Origin of the sequence: Luteimonas sp. TWI596 (assembly GCF_039674105.1) — a bacterium.
In the GTDB taxonomy this organism is placed as follows: Bacteria; Pseudomonadota; Gammaproteobacteria; order Xanthomonadales; family Xanthomonadaceae; genus Luteimonas.
Map to the genome: position 1 here is coordinate 1 of NZ_JBDJMU010000026.1, position 18,189 is coordinate 18,189.

Below are 18,189 nucleotides of genomic sequence, written 5' to 3' on the forward strand. Positions count from 1 at the left end.
GCGCTCGACCTGAAGCACTGCGCGCTCTTCCGCGCTCAGGTGGCTGTACTGTTTTCCCATCGCGACACCCTACACTCCGCCGGGTGTTGCACTTGGAAGTTGAGTCTGCCGTGTCCGCTAGGTTCATGCTTTGGGAGTCAGGCAAAAGCGAGGAAGCTCACTTTTCAGATCGCGACGTCTTACTCCTCAACACGCTCGACTACCCCGCTTTCGGGCTCGCAACCGAGCAACTCAAGATGGCGTTTCGCGTGGCCTATTCCATCTTCGACAAGATTGCTTTTTTCCTCAACCGATATCTTGCTCTTGGTATGGGGCCACGTCAGGTAAACTTCCGCGCCGTGTGGACTGAGGGCAAGAACAAGGCGCTTAGATCGCGCATTGCAGGCTCCAAGAACTGGCCACTGCGAGGGCTTTACTGGCTCAGCAAGGATCTCTTCGAAGAAGGAGCGCAGGATCTTCTGGAGCCGGACGCAAGACGGATTGCTTAACTACGAAATCTGATCGAACACCGATTCCTACGCGTCTTGGAAGACGGATTTTCGATCCCAAATGGCAGCGATGCAGAGGTGCCGGCGATCAGTCGGGGGGGACTTGGAGCGACGCACGCTGCGCCTTCTCCAACTTGCCAGGTCTGCTCTGATCTACCTGTCCCTCGCGATGCACCATGAGGAGCGAACGCGATCGCGGGAGGGCCTCACGATGCCGATGCACCTGGGCACGTTCGATGACGACTGGAAGCGATAGCCACGCGGTAGGTCCCGCTCAGCGGGCCACCCAGCAAGTGGCTCAATGTCGTGAATTGACTGGCACGATCTGAGCCTGGAATTCGTCGTCAGTGAGATCGCGCAGAATGTAGCAATCACTCAGAGACCTCAGGCGGTGCCCGATCGAATAGCCCAGCGCCTCGGTCCTGGCGATTGCCGACTCGACGATCGCAGTGCGCAGAGCGAACTCGTCGTCCAAGTCGATGTGGTCCAAGTCGATCTCGTCCACAAAGCTATCATCCTCGTCGTATTCCATGGCGCACGGCTCCGCTTCTTGGTGCACGATTCCTAGGGCATTTCGGCGCGCTGTCAATCGTGCGCCCTACCAGAATTCACTTCTGCGTAGCGAACGCGTGGGTAGCGGTCGCTCCAAGTGCCGGATTGCTGAGCGCGCGTCCGGGCAGAAGCAGTTGCGCCCGTTGGCCTGTGCCGTGAGCTTCGCATCGCAACAGCGCACTCAAGCGGTCTGCGAGCGCAGTCCGTCCGGCCCGAATCAATCGCAGATCAAGATTCCTGTGGTTCTCCCCTCGAACATCCACGTCAAGCTGCTCCGGGGGCGATAGGGGCACCTAGGCTCTTATGCCTAGCCCCGTGCAGTGGTCGCAAGTGTCGACAGCAGCCCGCGAGCGCTTGCAATCTCTGTTCAGGTTGCACTAAGCTGCAACGGTGCTAGCCAAGTTCTCAGCAACGCACGACAGGGGGAGACTGTGTTGCTGAGCGAATTGAGCATGCCGTTGGCATGGCTCAGGTTGGCGGCGTCTCAAGTTCTCTTCGCGATGCATTGCCGCGTTTGGAAGGAGAGACATGGCACTTAAAGGACTCGCAGCTTCTGTAGCTGCAACGTTTTCCTTGCAGATGGCGCTCATCACGCCGGCGCTCGCTGAACGGCTGAACCCGGGCTATGAGCTGACGCAGCGCGCTCTGGAAAAGGCGCTGCCGGCCACCTCTGGACAGACTGCTTTTGGAGATTCAGTCAGTCCGGCAGATGGAAACCTATCGTTTCGCGTGACGGACGTGGTTTACCCCGGAACGGGACCCACGATCGAAATATCACGCAGCTTCGACGTGCTATCGAGGTCGCCGGCAAACTGGCTTCGCACGAAGGCGTTCGCAGATTGGCAGCTCGATGTTCCGCATCTATCTACTGAAATGCCTGCGAACGCCTCACAAGGCGTGTGGCCGAACAATTCCGCGACTTGGATCGCTTCCGGCACGACGCCTGGCTTGCGATGCTCAGCGATGGGAGCGCCACCGCCGACAACCTCTGGAATATGGTGGCCAGGTGTCAATCTCAACATCCCCGGCAGGCCTACCCAAAAGTTGCTTGCGCGCGGCGCTGAGAATCCGTCGTCGCCCACCGGCACGATTGGAGGCGTCGCAAGTTTTCCCTTGACCACAAAAGAAAGATTGGCCGTAGGGTGCCTGCCGAGCATAAAGAGCGGGCAAGGCGGCGAGGGATTCTTGGTCGTCGACACCGATGGCACAAAGTACTGGTTCGATTGGCTGGTGTCCGATGCGCCGTTTCGGAAGAGTATCAATTATGGTGAGGGAGGTGGCTTTATCCCTACCCCTGAGTACCAGGTGTTCTCGGTAGTCGAAAGCAAGCTTTTTCCGACACGGATTGAAGATAAAAGCGGTAACTATCTCACGCTCACCTATGCCGGCAGGATGCTACGTAGAATAACTGCGAGCGATGGTCGAGAGGTAGAAATCATATGGTCGCCACGCGTGATGACCCATCGCGTGCTGAATGGGAACAGCTATTCCCCAACAAGTGTTACGAACAGCTACGTAAGCCAAGTCGTAATTCAGCCAGATAGCGCGTTGAGGCGGGTCTATAGCTATGATTACGCTAAGCATTCTAACGGAAGAAGCCGCACCACCTTCGATACGATGTCGGTCAACCTCAGGAAAGTCACGCTTCCGGATCAGAGCGCTTGGGACCTTCGTTTGGATTTGCTTAGCAACGTCTGTGATACAAAATCACATGTAGACGAAGATTGCTGGCTGTATGCGCACGCAATCACTGCATACCAGAATTCAGGAGCGCCGCTTCCTACGGTCTCAGGACAGATAACGTCTCCCCACGGCGCAACTGCAGAATTTACCCTCAGGGCCGGGCTGGCGGGCCCGCAGGCAGAGAGATTCGCGCGCGCCGACTCTTGGAACGGGTATGAGGTCGTCGAGAGCTCTAGGCGCTATGGCGCCTATCAGCTCATTGGCAAGCGAGTGTTTGGCCCTGGTGTAGACGATAACTGGCGCTATCACTACACGTCGGATGTCTTTGACTCTTGGCCCGGCCTGTCTCAGATCGTTCCCATACCACCTGTGTTCTACTTCTATGAGATGCCTGCCCACGCATCTCTCTATACCGTTAATCCGGATGCAACCGTCAGTCGGATTAGCGTGGGGTATGTCGGCTTTCATGAATATGAAAACAAGCTTCTACGGGAAGACACGTTCGCAGACGAGACCTTCGGCGCCCCCGTGCGGTCGACCGTTTACACCTATGGTCCTAGCACGGGCGCATATCCATCTCGCATTGGAAACATGCGGAGCAGCTATAACGCGATTTCGCCGAGGCAATGGGAGCTCCATTGGCCATTAGTAAGGCGGGAAGTGATTCAAGACGGTGTTCGATTCTCTGCGCTCACCACGCACTTTGATCAGTTCGCGCGGCCGCTGCGGATAGAAGAGAGCTCCTCAGCAAACTGATTGGTCGTAAGCGATGTGGCGACCACCAGTCGTCATCTGTTTGGTTGCGTCGCAGGCGCAGTAACCAGGGAAAACGTCATGAATTCTAGCATCCGTGATTACGGATCTTCGGCAAGCCGCGCGTGCGCGCGCTCAGAGCGCTGTGCGCGGCCTGCGTTGGCACGACGGCTTCTCGGGGTGTCATTAGCCGTTGGGGTCATTTTGCCCTCTTCGGCGTGGGCTCAAGCATCGCGGGTGAGGCAGATCGAGTATCACGATAACGCAGCGCTCTGGGCGTTGGGCCAAGAATCGAAAGTCTCGATCGATGGCGTTGACATCTCAGCCGTTGACTACGACGGATCAGCGCGCCCTTCTGTTGTTCGGGAGTCTGGCCGCGTAGTGAGAACGCTTGCCTACAATAACGACGGCACGATTCAATCGATTCGCGATGGAGGCAATCATCAGACAAGCTACTCGAACTGGAAGCGTGGCCTCCCTCAGCTGATCTCGTACCCCGCTACGCCGGATTCGCCCTCAGGTAGCTCGGTCTCAATTCAAGTTGGAGATACTGGGCAGATCGATCAAGTGGTCGATGAACTCGGGGCGACGACAATTTACTCCTACGATGCGGCTGGGCGGCTTTCGCGAATTGATTATCCATCGGGAGATTCAACGAGCTGGAACGCCACGCAGCACCTTCACGAGCAGGTATGGGCCGATGAGTGGGGCATTGCGCCTGGCCACTGGAGGCAAGTCACTTCCACCGGAAACGGCCGGAAGATCACTTACTTCGACGCGCTCCTGCGGCCTGTCTTGGTGAGGGAGTTCGACGCAGGAAATGAGATCGGCACGCAGCGATTTGTTCGAAAGAGCTTTAAGTGGAATGGCTCTACATCCTTCGCTTCATACCCTAGCCACGGGGCGAGCGCGGCTGCAGGGGTCCGAACGACTTACGACAGTATCTCTCGTCCGACCTCGATTACTGCAGATACTGAACATGGTCCCCTCGTATCCACGTATGAGTACTTGCCTGGATTCAAGCGCCGGAGTGTCAACGCCCGCGGCATGGTTACGATCACCGATTACCGCGCGTGGTCGGAGCCGACATACAGCTATCCGGTTGTAGAGAACATCGGATACGGGACCCTCGAACACATCGTTGAGGAAACAGCGCGAGACAGCTTCGGAAGGCCTACGTCAATCGCGCGCCGAGGCTTCGGCAGCACCCATTCCGTCAGGCGTTCGTTCGTCTATGACCAATATCAGCAGCTTTGTAAGATCGTTGAGCCGGAAACCGGCGCGACAGTAATAGCTTACGACCTTTCGGGAAACGTCGCGTGGCATGCAGCTGGTCATCATGAGCTCGCCGACACAGGGCAGTGCAATACTGCCGAAGCTTATAGCGGGGGTAGAAGGGTTGAGCGCGCGTACGATGCGAGGGGTAGAGAAATTTCGGTACGCTTTCCTGACGGCCTCGGAAACACCGACAATTCGTTTACGCCAACAGGCCTGCTGTCTCAAACCGTCGTGGACAACGGTGGCGCAGGAGTGGCTACGACTGTCTACACCCGAAACAAGCGCGGAATGGTCACGGGTGAGGCAATGGGAGTCGGTGAGGTCGCCTGGGGTCTTGGTTATGGATTTGACGCAAACGGTCACTTAGCCAGTCATAATCATTCTCTCACCGCGATGCGCATCGACTATTTCCCCAATGCTTTAGGGCAAGCCACTCAGGCAAGCGCATTTGCAATAGGCGCGCACTACCATCCGAATGGGGCGCTAAAGCAGTTCGTTTACGGAAACGGCGTCAGCCATTCGATGACCCAAAACACGCGTGGACTTGTCGATCGCAGTCAAGATCTGATGGGGGCGTCAGTAGTTCGTGATGACAGTCTTGACTATGACGCGAACGGAAACGTCGCAGCAATTAGCGATGCTCGCGCGGGAAATCGCGGTGATCGGACGATGCAGTATGACGCGCTTGACCGCCTTATCCATACTACATCTCCAATGTTCGGCACGGCGTCCTACTCTTACGACGCGCTCGACAACATCCGGAGCCTCAGCGTCAGTGGTGGGCCGAATGCAAGGCAGCATGTATACCACTATGACGCAAGCAACAAGCTCAGCTCGCTTTCGACGCCTGGCGGGAGCTCTGTGTCGTCGCTTAGCTACGACGCTCAGGGAAACCTCGCTTCGAAGGATGGGAGAAGCTTCCAGTTTGACTATGGCAACCGCCTGCGCTCTGTAGCCGGCGCCGACGAGTACCGCTACGACGGACACGGTCGACGCGTTCAATCCATTAGGGCCGGGAAAGGCATCTACTCGATCTACGGACATGACGGCGTTTTGCGATTTCAGCGGGACGAACACCGAGGCGTGACGAGCGAAATCATCTACCTCTCGGGAAAGCAGATCGCTCGCGTCGAGACGCCCATCCAGATTGATGTCCCCCAGCTGGCGGCCCCCGCACTGAGCACGACCGGGAGCTTCGCCGTGAGCTGGAGTTCGGTTCGCTTTGCATCGCGGTACGAGCTGGAAGAGTGGCGCGGCGAAGGGCCTTGGAATCGTATCTCGGATACGGCGAGTCTCAGCATAGATCTGACACATGCGAGCGGCGTTTATGGGTACCGCGTGCGCGGCTGCGCGACTGTGTGCGGTGGGTGGTCTAACGAAGGGTGGGTGGAAGTCGCCATTCCGCCGCCCCCGGCACCTGATCTTACCGTGCCCGCTGGCAGTGCCTCGGGTAGCTACCTAGTAAGCTGGAGTGCTGGTGCTAGCGGCGGCACATTCGGGCTGGAAGAGTCGTTCGAAGGCGGCTCGTGGGCGGACGTCTACACGGGACCGGCCAAGGAGCGAGCGTTTTCTGGCCGCGCCAACGGTATCTACCGTTATCGTGTCCGTCACTGCATGACGACGTGTAGCGTTTGGTCGACTGAGCAGCAGATCGTTGTCGCGCTGGCGCTTCCAGGTATTCCCGCGTTGACGATTCCATCGAGCAGTGGATTGGGCAGCTTTGACGTCTCTTGGACGAGCTCTGCGCTGGCAGAGCGATACGAGCTTCAAGAACGGCTCGTGGGTGCGGACTGGGCGCTTATTCACCAAGGATCTGAAAACTCAATTGCTGTTTCAGGGCGCATCGGTGGAACTCACAGTTACCGCGTGCGAGCGTGTAGCGACCGGGGATGTAGCGACTGGTCAGCGGTTGCTTCTTTGGTCGTCACGCCGCAGTCCGCCCCGCAGCTCACCGCATCTTTAGTTGCAGGATCGCCCAACATTGTAGTGAGCTGGACGTCAGCTCCGGGCGCAAGTCGCTACCTCCTACAAGAGCGTCTGGGGCAAGGTGCCTGGTCCGTCGCGCATGACGCGCCTGGCCTCAGCCAAATGCTCATCCGACAGGCAAGCGGCACGTATGACTTCCGTGTGCAAGCGTGCAACTTGGCAGGTTGTGGAAACTGGTCAAGCATCGCGAGCGTACAAGTTTCCGCAGATCTGCCCTCCGCGCCAACAGTCACACTGCCAAACCGATCGATCAATGGCACGTATACCGTCAGCTGGACGGAGTCGACTGGTGCGAGCTCCTATCAACTTGAGGAGCTCGCCGACAACTCCGCTTGGCGACCTGCTTACCAGGGCGCGCAGAGACAGCTAGTTGTAGGAGATAGGGCAAGCGGCAAATATCAGTATCGCGCTCGGGCCTGTAATGAGTCAGCGTGTGGCACGTGGTCGGGCATTGCTGCAATCACTGTGGTGCAGTCCGCGGCTCCCAATTTGACCGTGCCGACATCGCGGGCTCCTGGTGATTTCATCGTGAGCTGGTCTGAGATCTCTGGGTCGGCGACCGACTTCAACTACGAGTTGATGGAGCGTGCCAACAACGGGGCTTGGACGAGTGCCTACTACGGGCCGCAGACAAATCGTGCTATGACGATGCGCGATCTCTACACCTCGTTCTCCTACCGAGTTCGCTATTGCAACGCGCTTGGCTGTGGTGGTTGGTCTGCGATCAAGACGATCCAAGGAATGATTCCGCCCCCTGGCGGTCCTCAGCCCGGCCCGGGACCGATCAGGCCTTATTCGGATCAAGATACGTCGTCGGAGAACCAAGGATGAGAATGAGCTTCTTCGCGGCTGCTATCCGCCGCTCTTGTCTCACTGCACTCTTACTTGTAGGGATGGGCTCTGTTCAAGCACAGACAGTTATTTACGTTCATACCGACGAGCTCGGTAGCGTCGTCGCTGAGACTGATGCTGCCGGAACCATTGTCCTGCAGGTAGAGTACGAGCCATTCGGTCAGCGGCTAGGCGTGGCTCCCAATGATGGGCTTGGCTATGGAGGGCACGCGCAAGACACGGCGACTGGGCTTGTTTACATGCAGCAGCGCTACTACGACCCCGAACTCGGGCTGTTCTTGTCGGTCGACCCAGTTACCGCCTACCTTGGCTCTATCGATCAGTTCCATAGGTACAGATACGCAAGCAGTAACCCTTACACGCTCGTCGATCCAGACGGTCGCCTCTCAGGCGTTGCAGGAACAATGGGCGGCACTAGTGATGAGGGCGACGAGCCAACCCGCCTGTCGTCAGTCCAAGTCTATGGTGTTCGCCCGATCCAGATCCCGGTGACGGTCCCCGCCACTCGAGGCGTTCCTTGGGGGCTCAGCCTGTCTGCAGCGGGCGGAGCGCTGGCATCGGGTCCATTCTTGTATCTTTTCTCGCCGCATCCCTGCGGGGGTGAGCTCTGTGGTGAAAATAGGTTTGACTATGAGTCAAGAGCGCATGCGCCTGGGTACTGGGCAGGCGATCGAGGCGCGGAAGAGTGGGGGCGGCGAAACGGCAAGAGCGCGGCAGAGGGTCGCCGACGATTCCATGACATCAAGCAAAAAGACAAGGGTCAAGGCGGGGGCAAGGGCAAGGACAACTACGGGACTAACCCAGAGACTGGTGATGTGGTCAATCCCCAGGGTGAAGTGGTTGGAAATTTGAATGAGAGCTAGGTCATGAGCAACGAGTCGTTTCAGATTTCTGTTTACTTGAAGGGAGACCACATCGACCCCGAGCAGATCTCGAGGCTGCTGATGGTGGAGTCTGATCGCGCGCACAAGAAAGGAAAGCGCTGGACGACTAAGAGCGGTGCAGAGGTGGTAGAGAAGACGGGGATCTGGGTGCTGTCGTTTAAGGGAGAAGCCATCGAAGGCATCGGATCCGCGATCGCTTCGATCGCTCAGAGGCTGCTGCGAGCTGATGTGGATTTAGATCGACTTCCCGGAGTGGAAATTGCCTATGTGGATTTGCTTGTTCTAGTCGAGGCGAATGAGGAAGGCGGCGGTGATTGCGCATTTCAGCTCGACGTCACTTCGATCTCAGCGCTAGCTGAGCTCGGACTGCCTTTTGAGTTCACGGCGGCCGTCGTAGCGGCGTAGGTCCTGCGGCCACCTTCGCTTGGGCTAGTGAACCCTCCGGTTCACGTTTGGCTGCGCTCATTGTGGCGAGAATCGGGACTAGGCGGCCGAGCTTACGGTTTAAACTTCGAAATTCTTTTCGGATCCGTTCCAGCAGAAGCAGCGCTGACGAACACTAGCTGTCCTCCGGGACGCCTGCTTAGGGGAAGCGAGGCTTAACCAGGATCGAGGAGCGCCGCTCCCTTGTAATGGCGAAGTCGATCCGCCCGGAACCTAGGGCAATTATGGTGATCACGACGCCGAGGCACGCTCTCGGCGACAGGCAATCGTCAGATCGCGAAGTCTTCGAGCTTCGCCCCGCCTGCGCTCATCGCGTCGCGCAGCCAGACCGGCCTGAGGCCACGGCCCGACCACGTCTGCTCCGCGTTCTGGGGATTGCGATATTTCGGGGAAACCTTGGAGCCGGCCGTCGACTTCTTACTCGCCTTTGCAGCTGGCGCGGACTTCCCGGACGCGCCGAAAAGCTCTTCGATCGTATAGCCCGCCGCCTTCGCCGCCGCCTCGATCTTTGCCCGAACAGCTCCGATTGGCTTGCGCTTCTTGAGCTGCTTGCGGCGCGACGTCGAATGTGCTCAGGGGCGAAAAGGACCGCGATCTCCTCGCGAGTAAACGCCTTGAAGCCGAACTTGCGGCGCTTCCGCTTCTCGTTCGCCGTAACGAGATGTGGCCTTTCGCGGGGTTATCCCCGGTTGGGTAGTGCCCCGACGCCATTGCCCAGGCGAAGAATCCATTACGCCCGCCCACGTAAAACTGCTTGTTCGTAAGGGTCGGGGTCGAGATGCCTTGGTCGCGCAGGTGATGATACCAGCCAGCAAGGTCCGCACGGGTCAGCGTGTGGAGTCCGCGGCTTTCGCCCACAAAGCGCACGAGATCCTCAATCGCCGAGCCCTTGATGATCAAGGTCTTTTTGGTCGTGCTCGGCTCCAAGGATTTCAGCCACGCCGCCTTTGCGAGCTTCATCGAGATAGGCGCAGGCACCGAGGATTTCGGCTCAGCCTCTGCAGCGGCGAGCGTCGACACTGAGGCAGGCGGCATGGGCCGCAGCAGACCCACCGCTCCAATCTTCGCCAGAGCGTCCATCGACAAAGCATGATCGTCCGGCCCGTCGACGCGAATGCGCCCGGTCGAGAGGTCAATCTCGTAGCGCGAGAGGCCGCTTCCGGCCACGCTCGCCAGCACGTCCTCTGCGCTCGGTGCCTTCGGCATTCCCTGCCATCCGATCTCTTCGAAGGCCTGAGCATACCGCTCGGCGAACGCGAGCGCCCGCTGCTGCGCCAATCGAACATTGGACGTGCGGAGCGCATGCTTGATGACGCGCCGACCGAGGATCGCCTGGAGGCGCCTCGGGACCAGCTGGCGGAACACGAAGTTGCCGCTAGGGCCTTTGATCAGATAGTGCGGGATGCGCATGTCGGGATGTGTCCCGAGCTGTGTCCCGACTTCGATTTCGAATACACCGAAAAAGCCGTTTTATTACAACGACTTGCAAGGGATTGGCGGAGAGAGTGGGATTCGAACCCACGGAAGGTTTGACCCTTCGGCGGTTTTCAAGACCGCTGCCTTAAACCACTCGGCCATCTCTCCATTTGGGGTGAAACGTCCTCACGGCACCACGCATTGCGCGGTCGTGCCAGACCGGCGCTGGACTTGCGGCCCAGGCGCCGGCTCAGGCCATTGTCGCACGCGCGCCTTGTGCGATGCGCGGTGCGGGCACCGAAATGCCATCACGACCCTTGCGGTCGCAGTTGCGGCAATCCAGGCTCGAGGCTTCGATCAGCGGGGGCAGCTTCTCGGCCAGGAAGTCGATGAACACCCGGACCGCCGGCAGCAGGCCGCGGCGCGAGGCGAACACGGCGTGCGCGATGCCCTGCGGCAGGTGCCAGTCGGGCAGCACGACCTCGAGTTCGCCATTGCGCACGGCTTCGGCGCACAGGGTCTCGGGCAGCATCGTGATACCCAGGCCCTGCTTGGCCAGCGCCATCAGCATCGGGAAGTCGAAGCCGGCGACGCGGGGCTTGAGCTCCACGCGGCGGGTGGTGCCGTCGGCGGCCTGCAGGTCCCAGCGCTGCTTCACCTCGTCCTCGCCCATGCTCATCGTGGTGTGCTGGCTGAGTTCGTCCGGGTCCTTCGGGCGGCCCATGCGATCGAGATAGCCGGGGCTGGCGACCAGCAGTTCCTGGATCTGGCCGAAACTGCGCATGACCAGGCTGCCGTCGTCGTCGAGCTTGGCGCGCACGCGCACGGCGACGTCAAAGCCCTCGTTGATGACGTCCACGCGGCGATTGCTCACGTGCAACTGCACGCGCACCTGCGGGTAGCGGGCCAGGAACTCGGGCAGCATCTGCGGAATCGACTGTTGGGCGATGCTCACCGGCACGCTGACGCGGACCAGGCCGCGCGGTTCGGCGCTGAGCCGGTCGACGACCTCGCGCGCGGCGGTCGCCTCGGCCAACATCGATTGCGCATGGCGGAACACGCTCTGGCCGACGTCGGTGACGGCGAATCGGCGGGTCGAGCGCTGCAGCAGGCGCACGCCCAGTTCGGTTTCCAACTGGCTGATGCGCCGGCTCAGCCGGGACTTCGGGATCCCGAGCGCCCGCTCGGCCGCGGCGAAGCCGCCATGCTCGACCACCATGGCGAAGTAATAGAGATCGTTGAGATCCTGCATGGGGAGCCGCCTTGCTATCAGGACAATAGGCGATATTGGACCACTTCCATCCTATTTCCACAACGAATTCCGCCGGGCGGCTTTCCCGGCGGTTCATCGCGCCCTGTAGTGACGGCGCCCGGCCCCGACGCCCGTCAGCCCAGGCGGGTCACGCCGCCCATGTACGGGTGCAGCACCTCGGGGACCTCGATCGTGCCGTCGGCGTTTTGGAAGTTCTCCATGACCGCGATCAGCGTGCGGCCCACCGCCAGGCCCGAACCATTGAGGGTGTGCACGAGTTCGGGCTTGCCGGTTTCGGGATTGCGCCAGCGTGCCTGCATGCGGCGGGCCTGGAAGTCGCCGCAGTTCGAGCACGAGGAGATCTCGCGGTAGGTCTGCTGCGAGGGCAGCCAGACCTCGAGGTCGTAGGTGCGGCGCGCGGCGAAGCCCATGTCGCCACTGCACAGCAGCATGCGGCGATACGGCAGCCCAAGGCGCTCGAGCACGGTCTCGGCGCACCGGGTCATGCGCTCGAGTTCGGCGTCGCTGTCGCTCGGCCGCACCACCGAGACCATCTCCACCTTCTCGAACTGGTGCTGGCGGATCATCCCGCGGGTGTCGCGGCCATGGCTGCCGGCCTCGGAGCGGAAGCACAGCGAATGCGCGCTCATGCGCAATGGCAGCCGCTCGGCCTCGACGATCTCGTCGCGGACCAGGTTGGTCAGCGAGATCTCGGAGGTGGAGATCAGATAGCGCGTCTGTTCGCCCAGCGCGGTGGCGAACATGTCTTCCTCGAACTTGGGCAACTGGCCGGTGCCGTAGAGGCTGTCGGCGTTGACGATCACCGGCACGCTGGTCTCTTCGTAGCCGTGTTCGCCGGTATGCAGGTCGAGCATGAACTGGGCGAGCGCGCGGTGCAGGCGCGCGAGTTGACCACGCAGCACGGTGAAGCGGGCGCCGCTGAGCTTGGCGGCAGCTTCGGCATCGAGCCAGCCATCGCGGGCGCCGAGCTCGACGTGGTCGCGGACCGGGAAGTCGAAGCTGCGCGGTGTGCCCCAGCGCGCCTGCTCGACGTTGTCGGCCTCGTCGCGCCCCACCGGCACGCTGGCATCGGGCAGATTCGGCACGCTCAAGGTCAACGCTTCGAGCTCGGCCTTGATGCCGTCCAGCCGTGACTCGCTGGCCTTGAGTTCGTCGCCGAAGCCGGCGACCTCGGCCAGCAGCGGGGCAACATCCTCACCGCGCGCCTTGGCCTGGCCGATCGCCTTGCTGCGCGTGTTGCGCAGGTTCTGCAGCTCCTGGGTGCGGACCTGGATCTGCTTGCGCTCGCCCTCCAGCGACTCGATACGCGACACCGGCAGGTCGTACCCGCGGCTGTCGCGCAGGCGCGCGGCGGTGTCGGCGAGGTGTTGGCGCAGCAGGCTGGGATCGAGCATCGGGGCGTCGTCATCGAAAGCGGGAGCGGCATTATCGCCCGGATCGGCGATGCGCCGAAGCGGCGGCTGCGCGGCGGGCGTGTGACAGAATCGGGCGCCCTGTTCGCTGGAGCCCGCCGTGTCCGCACCCTCGCCCGCCCCGCGCCCCCGTCATGCGTTCCGGCAGTGGCTGCCGACCCGCCGCGCGTGGCTGATGATCGCGGCGGCCTGCGCGCTGGGCGGCCTGCTGTTCGCATGGCTGTGGTGGCAGCAGCGCGACACGCGCGCGTCGGTCGGCGACATCGCGATCGACGGTCCGCCGGACGCGTCCGATCGCGCTGCCACGCCGCTGCCGGCGCCGCTGCCGGCCAGTGCGGACGGAGCCAGCGGGCGCTTCGGCCCGTCGGACGGCGCGCCTCAGGGCGCACCTGCGACGATCTCGCCACCGGTCGCGAGCGGGCCGGCGCCTGCGCCGACGACGCCACCGCCGGAGGCGACCGCGCAGGCCGCCGACAGCACACCGCGGCCACTGTCCACGCCGCAGCCTCGTTATCCCCGCGCATCGCTGCGGCGGGGCGAAACCGGCGATGTGATGCTGCGGGTCCAGGTGGGCGCCGATGGCCGCGTGGCGGGCATCGATGTGATCGCCGGCAGCGGGCACGCGCGCCTGGACCGCGCCGCGGTCAGCGCGGTGCGGCGCTGGCGCTTCGAACCGGCGATGCGCGCCGGTCGGCCGGTCCCCGGCGAGGTGCGCGTGCCGATCGCGTTCTCGCCCGCAAACGATTCCTGAGCCCCGGTCGGCACTGACAAGGCCTCGACATCGGCGGTGGGAGGCTCAGCGCATCTTCCGGCGTGGAGCGATGACGATGAGCGATCCGATGCGGCGTCCCGACGATGTGCCCCCTCCGGCCGCCCCACCGCCCGAGCCGCCACGCAAAGGCTCCAGCCCGCTGATCTGGATCCTGCTGCTGGTGGCGCTGGTGGCGCTGGGCTGGTACTTGCTGAGCAAGCGCGACATGCCGCAGAGCGAGCCGTTGCCGCCGCCACCGGCAATCGGTGATGGCGTTACGCCGCCGGCCGAGCGCGAGCCTGCGCGGACGCCCGAACGGACGTCACGTCTCTCGGCGCCTACCGCGCCAGCGGATCGGCCGGCCCGCGTGGTGGACCAGCCGCGCCCCGCCTATCCGGCCGCAGCCTTGCGCAATCGAGAAGAAGGCTCGGTCACGCTGCTCGTCCAGGTGGACGCCGCAGGCAAGCCGACCGACATCAGCGTCGAGCAACGCAGCCGCTCGCGCGATCTCGACCGCGCCGCGATGGAAGCAGCGCGGAACTGGACGTTCGAGCCGGCGATCCGCAACGGCAAGCCTGAGGCGAGTTCAGTCCGGGTCCCGGTCGACTTCACCCTCGAAGACCAGCCGGGCACCACCGCACGCAACTGAGTGCCTTCCTGGCTGTGGCCTGCTCCTCCTTATGCGGGGAGCAGGCTTCAATCACAGCGGGCGGCTGGACGCCGCCAATACTTCAGTCGCCCAGCAGCCCGAACCCGGCCCCGCGCGCCAACGGCACGAACCCGGGGAACGAGGTCGCAACATTGGCGGTATCGCAGATCGCGACCTCGCCGACGGCACGCTGCGCGGCGACCGCGAACGCCATCGCGATGCGATGGTCGCCGTGACTTTCGACCTCACCACGGCCGAACACGGCCCCTGCCCCGGCGTTGCCAGGAATCGTCGCGCCATCGGGCGCCTCGTCGATCGCGATGCCGAGCGTGCGCAGTCCGGTGGCCATCACCGCGATGCGGTCCGACTCCTTGACCCGCAGTTCGGCGGCGCCGGTCACGCGGGTCGGCCCATCGGCGCAGGCGGCGGCGACGAACAGCGCCGGAAACTCGTCGATCATGTCCGACACGTGCACTTCCGGCACATCGATACCGTGTAGCGGTGCGTGGCGCACGCGCAGGTCGGCGACCGGCTCGCCGCCCTGCTCGCCGGCATTCGAGGCTTCGATGTCCGCGCCCATCAGCCGCAGCACATGCAACAAGCCGGTGCGGCGCGGATTCATCCCGACGCGGCGCAGCAACAGGTCCGAACCGGGCACGATCGACGCGGCGACCAGGAAGAACGCCGCCGACGAGAAGTCCGCGGGCACGTGCACGTCGGTCGCGCGCAGGCGATGCCCGCCCGACAGCCGCGCCAGCCCCGGCGAGAACTCGATCGGCCAGCCGAACGCCGCGAGCATGCGCTCGGTGTAGTCGCGGGTGGGCCTGGGCTCGTGAACCACGGTCTGGCCTTCGGCATACAGGCCGGCGAGCAGCAGCGCCGATTTGACCTGTGCGCTGGCGAGCGCGTTCTCGTACTCGACGCCGGTCAGGCGCTGCTTGCCGTGCACGCGCAGCGGCGGCACACCGCCTTCGCCGGTGTCGATGCGGGCGCCCATGCGTGCCAACGGCTCGGTGACGCGCCGCATCGGCCGCTTGGACAGCGACGCATCGCCAACCAGTTCGCTATCGAAGGCCTGGCCGGCGAGCAAGCCGGCCAGCAGGCGCATGCCGGTGCCGGCATTGCCGCAGTCGAGCGGGCCGTCGGCGGCGCGCAGACCGTCGATGCCGACGCCATGGACGACACGCGCCCCCACGGTTGGGGTTTCGATCGACACACCGAGACGACGGAAGATCGCCTCGGTGGCGCGGGCGTCTTCACCCTCGAGGAACCCGGTGATGCGCGAGGTGCCGTCGGCCAGCGAGGCGAGCATGATCGCCCGGTGCGAGACCGACTTGTCGCCGGGCACGTCGAGTTCGCCGCGCAGCGGCGCGCCGGCGGTGGCGATCCAGCGTGCGGCGGTCATGGCACGGCCACCGGGTAGGACCCCAGCACCCGGACATCGCCGGCAAAGGCGTCGATCTCGCCGAGCGCGTCCTTGAGCGGGGACTCGTCGACATGGCCGGCGACGTCGATAAAGAAGGCGTACTGCCACAGCGCACCGTGCGCAGGCCGGGATTCGATTCGGTTCATGCTGATGCCACGCCGCGCCAGCGGCTCGAGGATGCGGTAGAGCGCGCCGGGCTGGTCGCGGATGAAGACCATCAGCGAGGTGCGGTCGTTGCCTGACGGCGGGAAGGCGCCGCGGCCGATGACCAGAAAGCGCGTGGTGTTGTCGCTGCGGTCCTCGATCGGCCCGGCGATGACTTTCATGCCGTAGACGTGCGCGGCGTTCTCGCCGGCAATTGCCGCGGCATCGTCAGATTTCTGCGCCCGGCGCACGCCCTCGGCATTGCTGACCACCGCGTGTTTTTCGGCCTGCGGCAGGTTCTGGCGCAGCCAGCCCTTGCACTGCGCCAGCGACAACCCGTGCGAATACACCCGTTCGATCTCATCGAGCCGGCCGGTGCGCGAGAGCAGATACTGGTGCACGCGCAGTTCGACCTCGCCGCAGATGCGCAGCGGTGAGGTCAGGAACAGGTCGAGGGTGGACTGGATCGTGCCCTGGCCGGAATTTTCGACCGGCACGACGCCGAAATCGGCATGGCCGGCGGCGACCTCGTCGAACACCTCCTCGATGCTCGCCAGTGGCAGGCCCATCGCCGAGTGCCCGAACTGCTTGTGTACCGCCTGCTGGGAGAACGTGCCTTCCGGCCCCAGGTAGCCGATCTTCAGTGGTTCCTGCTGGGCCAGGCACGCCGACATGATCTCGCGGAACAGCCGCACCAGTTCGGTGTCCGACAGCGGGCCGTCGTTGCGGTCGACCACGCGCCGCAGCACTTGGGCCTCGCGCTCGGGCCGGTAATAGTCGACGGCGGCGGCGAGCTTGCCCTTGGCCTTGCCGACCTGGCGCGCGAACTGCGCGCGCTCGGCGATCAGGGTCTGGATCTGGTGGTCGATACCGTCGATCTGCGCGCGCACGGCAGCCAGATCGGGCGGCGGCGTGGGCTTGTCGGCGGCTTTCTTCTTCGGCTTGGCGGCCATCAATGGTCTCTCAAAAATCGGGGCTTGGTTACGGTCGTGCAGCGCGGCGGCGCCGCGATGTCGTCGGTCCAGCTCGCTGCCCGGCCCTCCATCGCCGGGCGTTCGCGGACACTGCGATGCCTAATGGCAGGACGTGGCCGCTCACCCCCGCCGCTGCTGGAAATCCTGCATGTAGGCGACGAGCGCGCGGACACCGTCGACCGGCATCGCGTTGTAGATCGACGCGCGCATGCCGCCGAGTACCCGGTGGCCCTTGAGCCCGATCAGCCCGGCCTCGCGCGCGCCGGCCAGGAAGTCGGCATCGAGCGCGGAATCGGCCAGGAAGAACGGCACGTTCATGCGCGAGCGCACATCGCGCGCGACCTCGTTGCGGTAGAAGCCGTCCGAGCCATCGATGGCGGCGTACAGCAGTCCGGCCTTCTCGTCGCTGCGGCGGTCGAACTCGGCGGTGCCGCCCTGGTCGAGCATCCAGCGGAACACCAGGCCGGCCAGATACCAGTTCCAGGTCGGCGGGGTGTTGAGCATCGAGTCGTTGGCCAGGTGCGAGGCGTAGTTGAAGATGTCGGCGCGCGGCTGGCCCGCCCGCTCGAGCAGGTCGCGCCGCACGACCACGACCGAAAGACCGACCGGCCCGAGGTTCTTCTGGGCACCGGCATAGATCAGGCCATAGCGGCTAATGTCGATCGGCTCCGACGCGATGCTGGAGCTGAAGTCGGCGAACAACGGGACATCGCCGGTGTCGGGCGCGGGCGCCCCCCAGGCAGGCCGGAACTCGACGCCGTGGATGGTCTCGTTGGCGGTGATGTGCACGTAGGCCGCGCCCGGGGTCAGGCGCCAAGTTTCGCGCCCCGGGATCGTGCGGAAGCCATCGGCCTCGCCACTGGCGGCGATGTTGACCGCGACCGCCGGGGTGAGCTGGCGCAGCGCGGTGCGTCCCCAATGGCCGCTGACGACGTAGTCGAGCGTGTCGCCGGGCGCCGCGAAGTTCAGCGCGATCAGCGCCTGCTGGGTGGTCGCCCCGCCTTGCAGGAACAGCACCGCGTAATCGTCGGGCACCGCGAGCAGCGTGCGCAGATCGGCTTCAGCGCGCGTGGCCACGGCCATGAACTCCGGCCCGCGGTGGCTCATCTCGACGATCGAGGCGCCGGCATCGCCCCACTCGAGCATGTCGGCCTGGGCCTGTTTCAGCACGCTTTCAGGCAATGCCGCAGGTCCAGGGGCAAAGTTGTAGGCTCGCGCCATCGC

At 63.3% G+C, this 18,189-nt stretch carries 15 protein-coding genes and 1 tRNA gene; 7 read left to right on the forward strand and 9 right to left on the reverse strand.

Translation table 11 applies throughout. The annotated features are described in order from the left end of the window. On the forward strand, window positions 1-488 hold a 488-nt coding region (locus ABE487_RS15490), incomplete at its 5' end, for an LA2681 family HEPN domain-containing protein (protein ID WP_346452579.1). A 298-nt stretch (window positions 489-786) separates the two neighbouring features. Here the strand turns inward: ABE487_RS15490 and ABE487_RS15495 are convergent. Beyond that, a complete protein-coding gene (locus tag ABE487_RS15495; RefSeq protein WP_346452580.1) occupies window positions 787-1,020 on the reverse strand; it encodes a hypothetical protein in 234 nt (77 codons plus the stop codon). Between the two features lie 548 nt (window positions 1,021-1,568). Between ABE487_RS15495 and ABE487_RS15500 the strand changes: the two genes are divergently transcribed. The 4 genes from ABE487_RS15500 (at window position 1,569) to ABE487_RS15515 (ending at window position 8,881) form a co-directional block, all read left to right on the forward strand. Further along, window positions 1,569-3,479 carry a hypothetical protein gene (locus ABE487_RS15500; protein WP_346452581.1) on the forward strand — a complete coding sequence of 637 codons (1,911 nt, stop codon included), beginning with the start codon at window positions 1,569-1,571 and terminating at the stop codon, window positions 3,477-3,479. A 234-nt stretch (window positions 3,480-3,713) separates the two neighbouring features. Next, window positions 3,714-7,571: a hypothetical protein gene (locus tag ABE487_RS15505; RefSeq protein ID WP_346452582.1), complete on the forward strand. Its 3,858-nt coding sequence runs from the start codon at window positions 3,714-3,716 to the stop codon at window positions 7,569-7,571. A gap of 2 nt (window positions 7,572-7,573) precedes the next feature. Beyond that, window positions 7,574-8,455, forward strand: coding sequence for an RHS repeat-associated core domain-containing protein (locus ABE487_RS15510; RefSeq protein WP_346452583.1), 882 nt, complete (start codon window positions 7,574-7,576; stop codon window positions 8,453-8,455). 3 nt (window positions 8,456-8,458) lie between these two features. After that, window positions 8,459-8,881 (forward strand): DUF4279 domain-containing protein, encoded by a 423-nt coding sequence (locus tag ABE487_RS15515; protein ID WP_346452584.1) that lies wholly within the window; start codon window positions 8,459-8,461, stop codon window positions 8,879-8,881. A 308-nt stretch (window positions 8,882-9,189) separates the two neighbouring features. Here ABE487_RS15515 and ABE487_RS15520 read toward each other — a convergent pair whose 3' ends face one another. From ABE487_RS15520 to serS, 5 genes are all read right to left on the reverse strand, one after another. After that, a complete protein-coding gene (locus tag ABE487_RS15520) occupies window positions 9,190-9,447 on the reverse strand; it encodes an H-NS histone family protein (RefSeq protein WP_346452603.1) in 258 nt (85 codons plus the stop codon). Then, window positions 9,338-10,330: a DUF6538 domain-containing protein gene (locus ABE487_RS15525; protein ID WP_346452585.1), complete on the reverse strand. Its 993-nt coding sequence runs from the start codon at window positions 10,328-10,330 to the stop codon at window positions 9,338-9,340. Before ABE487_RS15525 ends, ABE487_RS15520 begins: the two co-directional genes overlap by 110 nt. Before the next feature lie 84 nt (window positions 10,331-10,414). Then, a tRNA-Ser gene (locus ABE487_RS15530) sits at window positions 10,415-10,504 on the reverse strand. An 82-nt stretch (window positions 10,505-10,586) separates the two neighbouring features. Continuing rightward, window positions 10,587-11,588, reverse strand: a complete 1,002-nt coding sequence (locus tag ABE487_RS15535; protein ID WP_346452586.1) for a LysR family transcriptional regulator — start codon at window positions 11,586-11,588, stop codon at window positions 10,587-10,589. Between the two features lie 134 nt (window positions 11,589-11,722). Continuing rightward, entirely contained in the window at window positions 11,723-13,003 is a 1,281-nt protein-coding gene (serS, locus tag ABE487_RS15540) for a serine--tRNA ligase (RefSeq protein ID WP_346452587.1), read from the reverse strand. A 118-nt stretch (window positions 13,004-13,121) separates the two neighbouring features. Between serS and ABE487_RS15545 the strand changes: the two genes are divergently transcribed. Together ABE487_RS15545 and ABE487_RS15550 are read left to right on the forward strand one after the other, a co-directional pair. Next, window positions 13,122-13,772 carry a TonB family protein gene (locus ABE487_RS15545; protein ID WP_346452588.1) on the forward strand — a complete coding sequence of 217 codons (651 nt, stop codon included), beginning with the start codon at window positions 13,122-13,124 and terminating at the stop codon, window positions 13,770-13,772. Between the two features lie 76 nt (window positions 13,773-13,848). Then, entirely contained in the window at window positions 13,849-14,421 is a 573-nt protein-coding gene (locus tag ABE487_RS15550) for a TonB family protein (RefSeq protein ID WP_346445524.1), read from the forward strand. 82 nt (window positions 14,422-14,503) lie between these two features. On the opposite strand, the gene aroA is transcribed toward ABE487_RS15550, so the two are convergent. The 3 genes from aroA to serC all read right to left on the reverse strand — a co-directional run bounded on the left by aroA (window position 14,504) and on the right by serC (window position 18,186). Continuing rightward, window positions 14,504-15,826 (reverse strand): 3-phosphoshikimate 1-carboxyvinyltransferase, encoded by a 1,323-nt coding sequence (gene aroA, locus ABE487_RS15555; protein ID WP_346452589.1) that lies wholly within the window; start codon window positions 15,824-15,826, stop codon window positions 14,504-14,506. Next, entirely contained in the window at window positions 15,823-16,944 is a 1,122-nt protein-coding gene (gene pheA, locus ABE487_RS15560) for a prephenate dehydratase (protein ID WP_346445522.1), read from the reverse strand. Before pheA ends, aroA begins: the two co-directional genes overlap by 4 nt. 141 nt (window positions 16,945-17,085) lie before the next feature. Then, window positions 17,086-18,186: a phosphoserine transaminase gene (gene serC, locus ABE487_RS15565; RefSeq protein WP_346452590.1), complete on the reverse strand. Its 1,101-nt coding sequence runs from the start codon at window positions 18,184-18,186 to the stop codon at window positions 17,086-17,088. Window positions 18,187-18,189 lie beyond the last annotated feature (3 nt).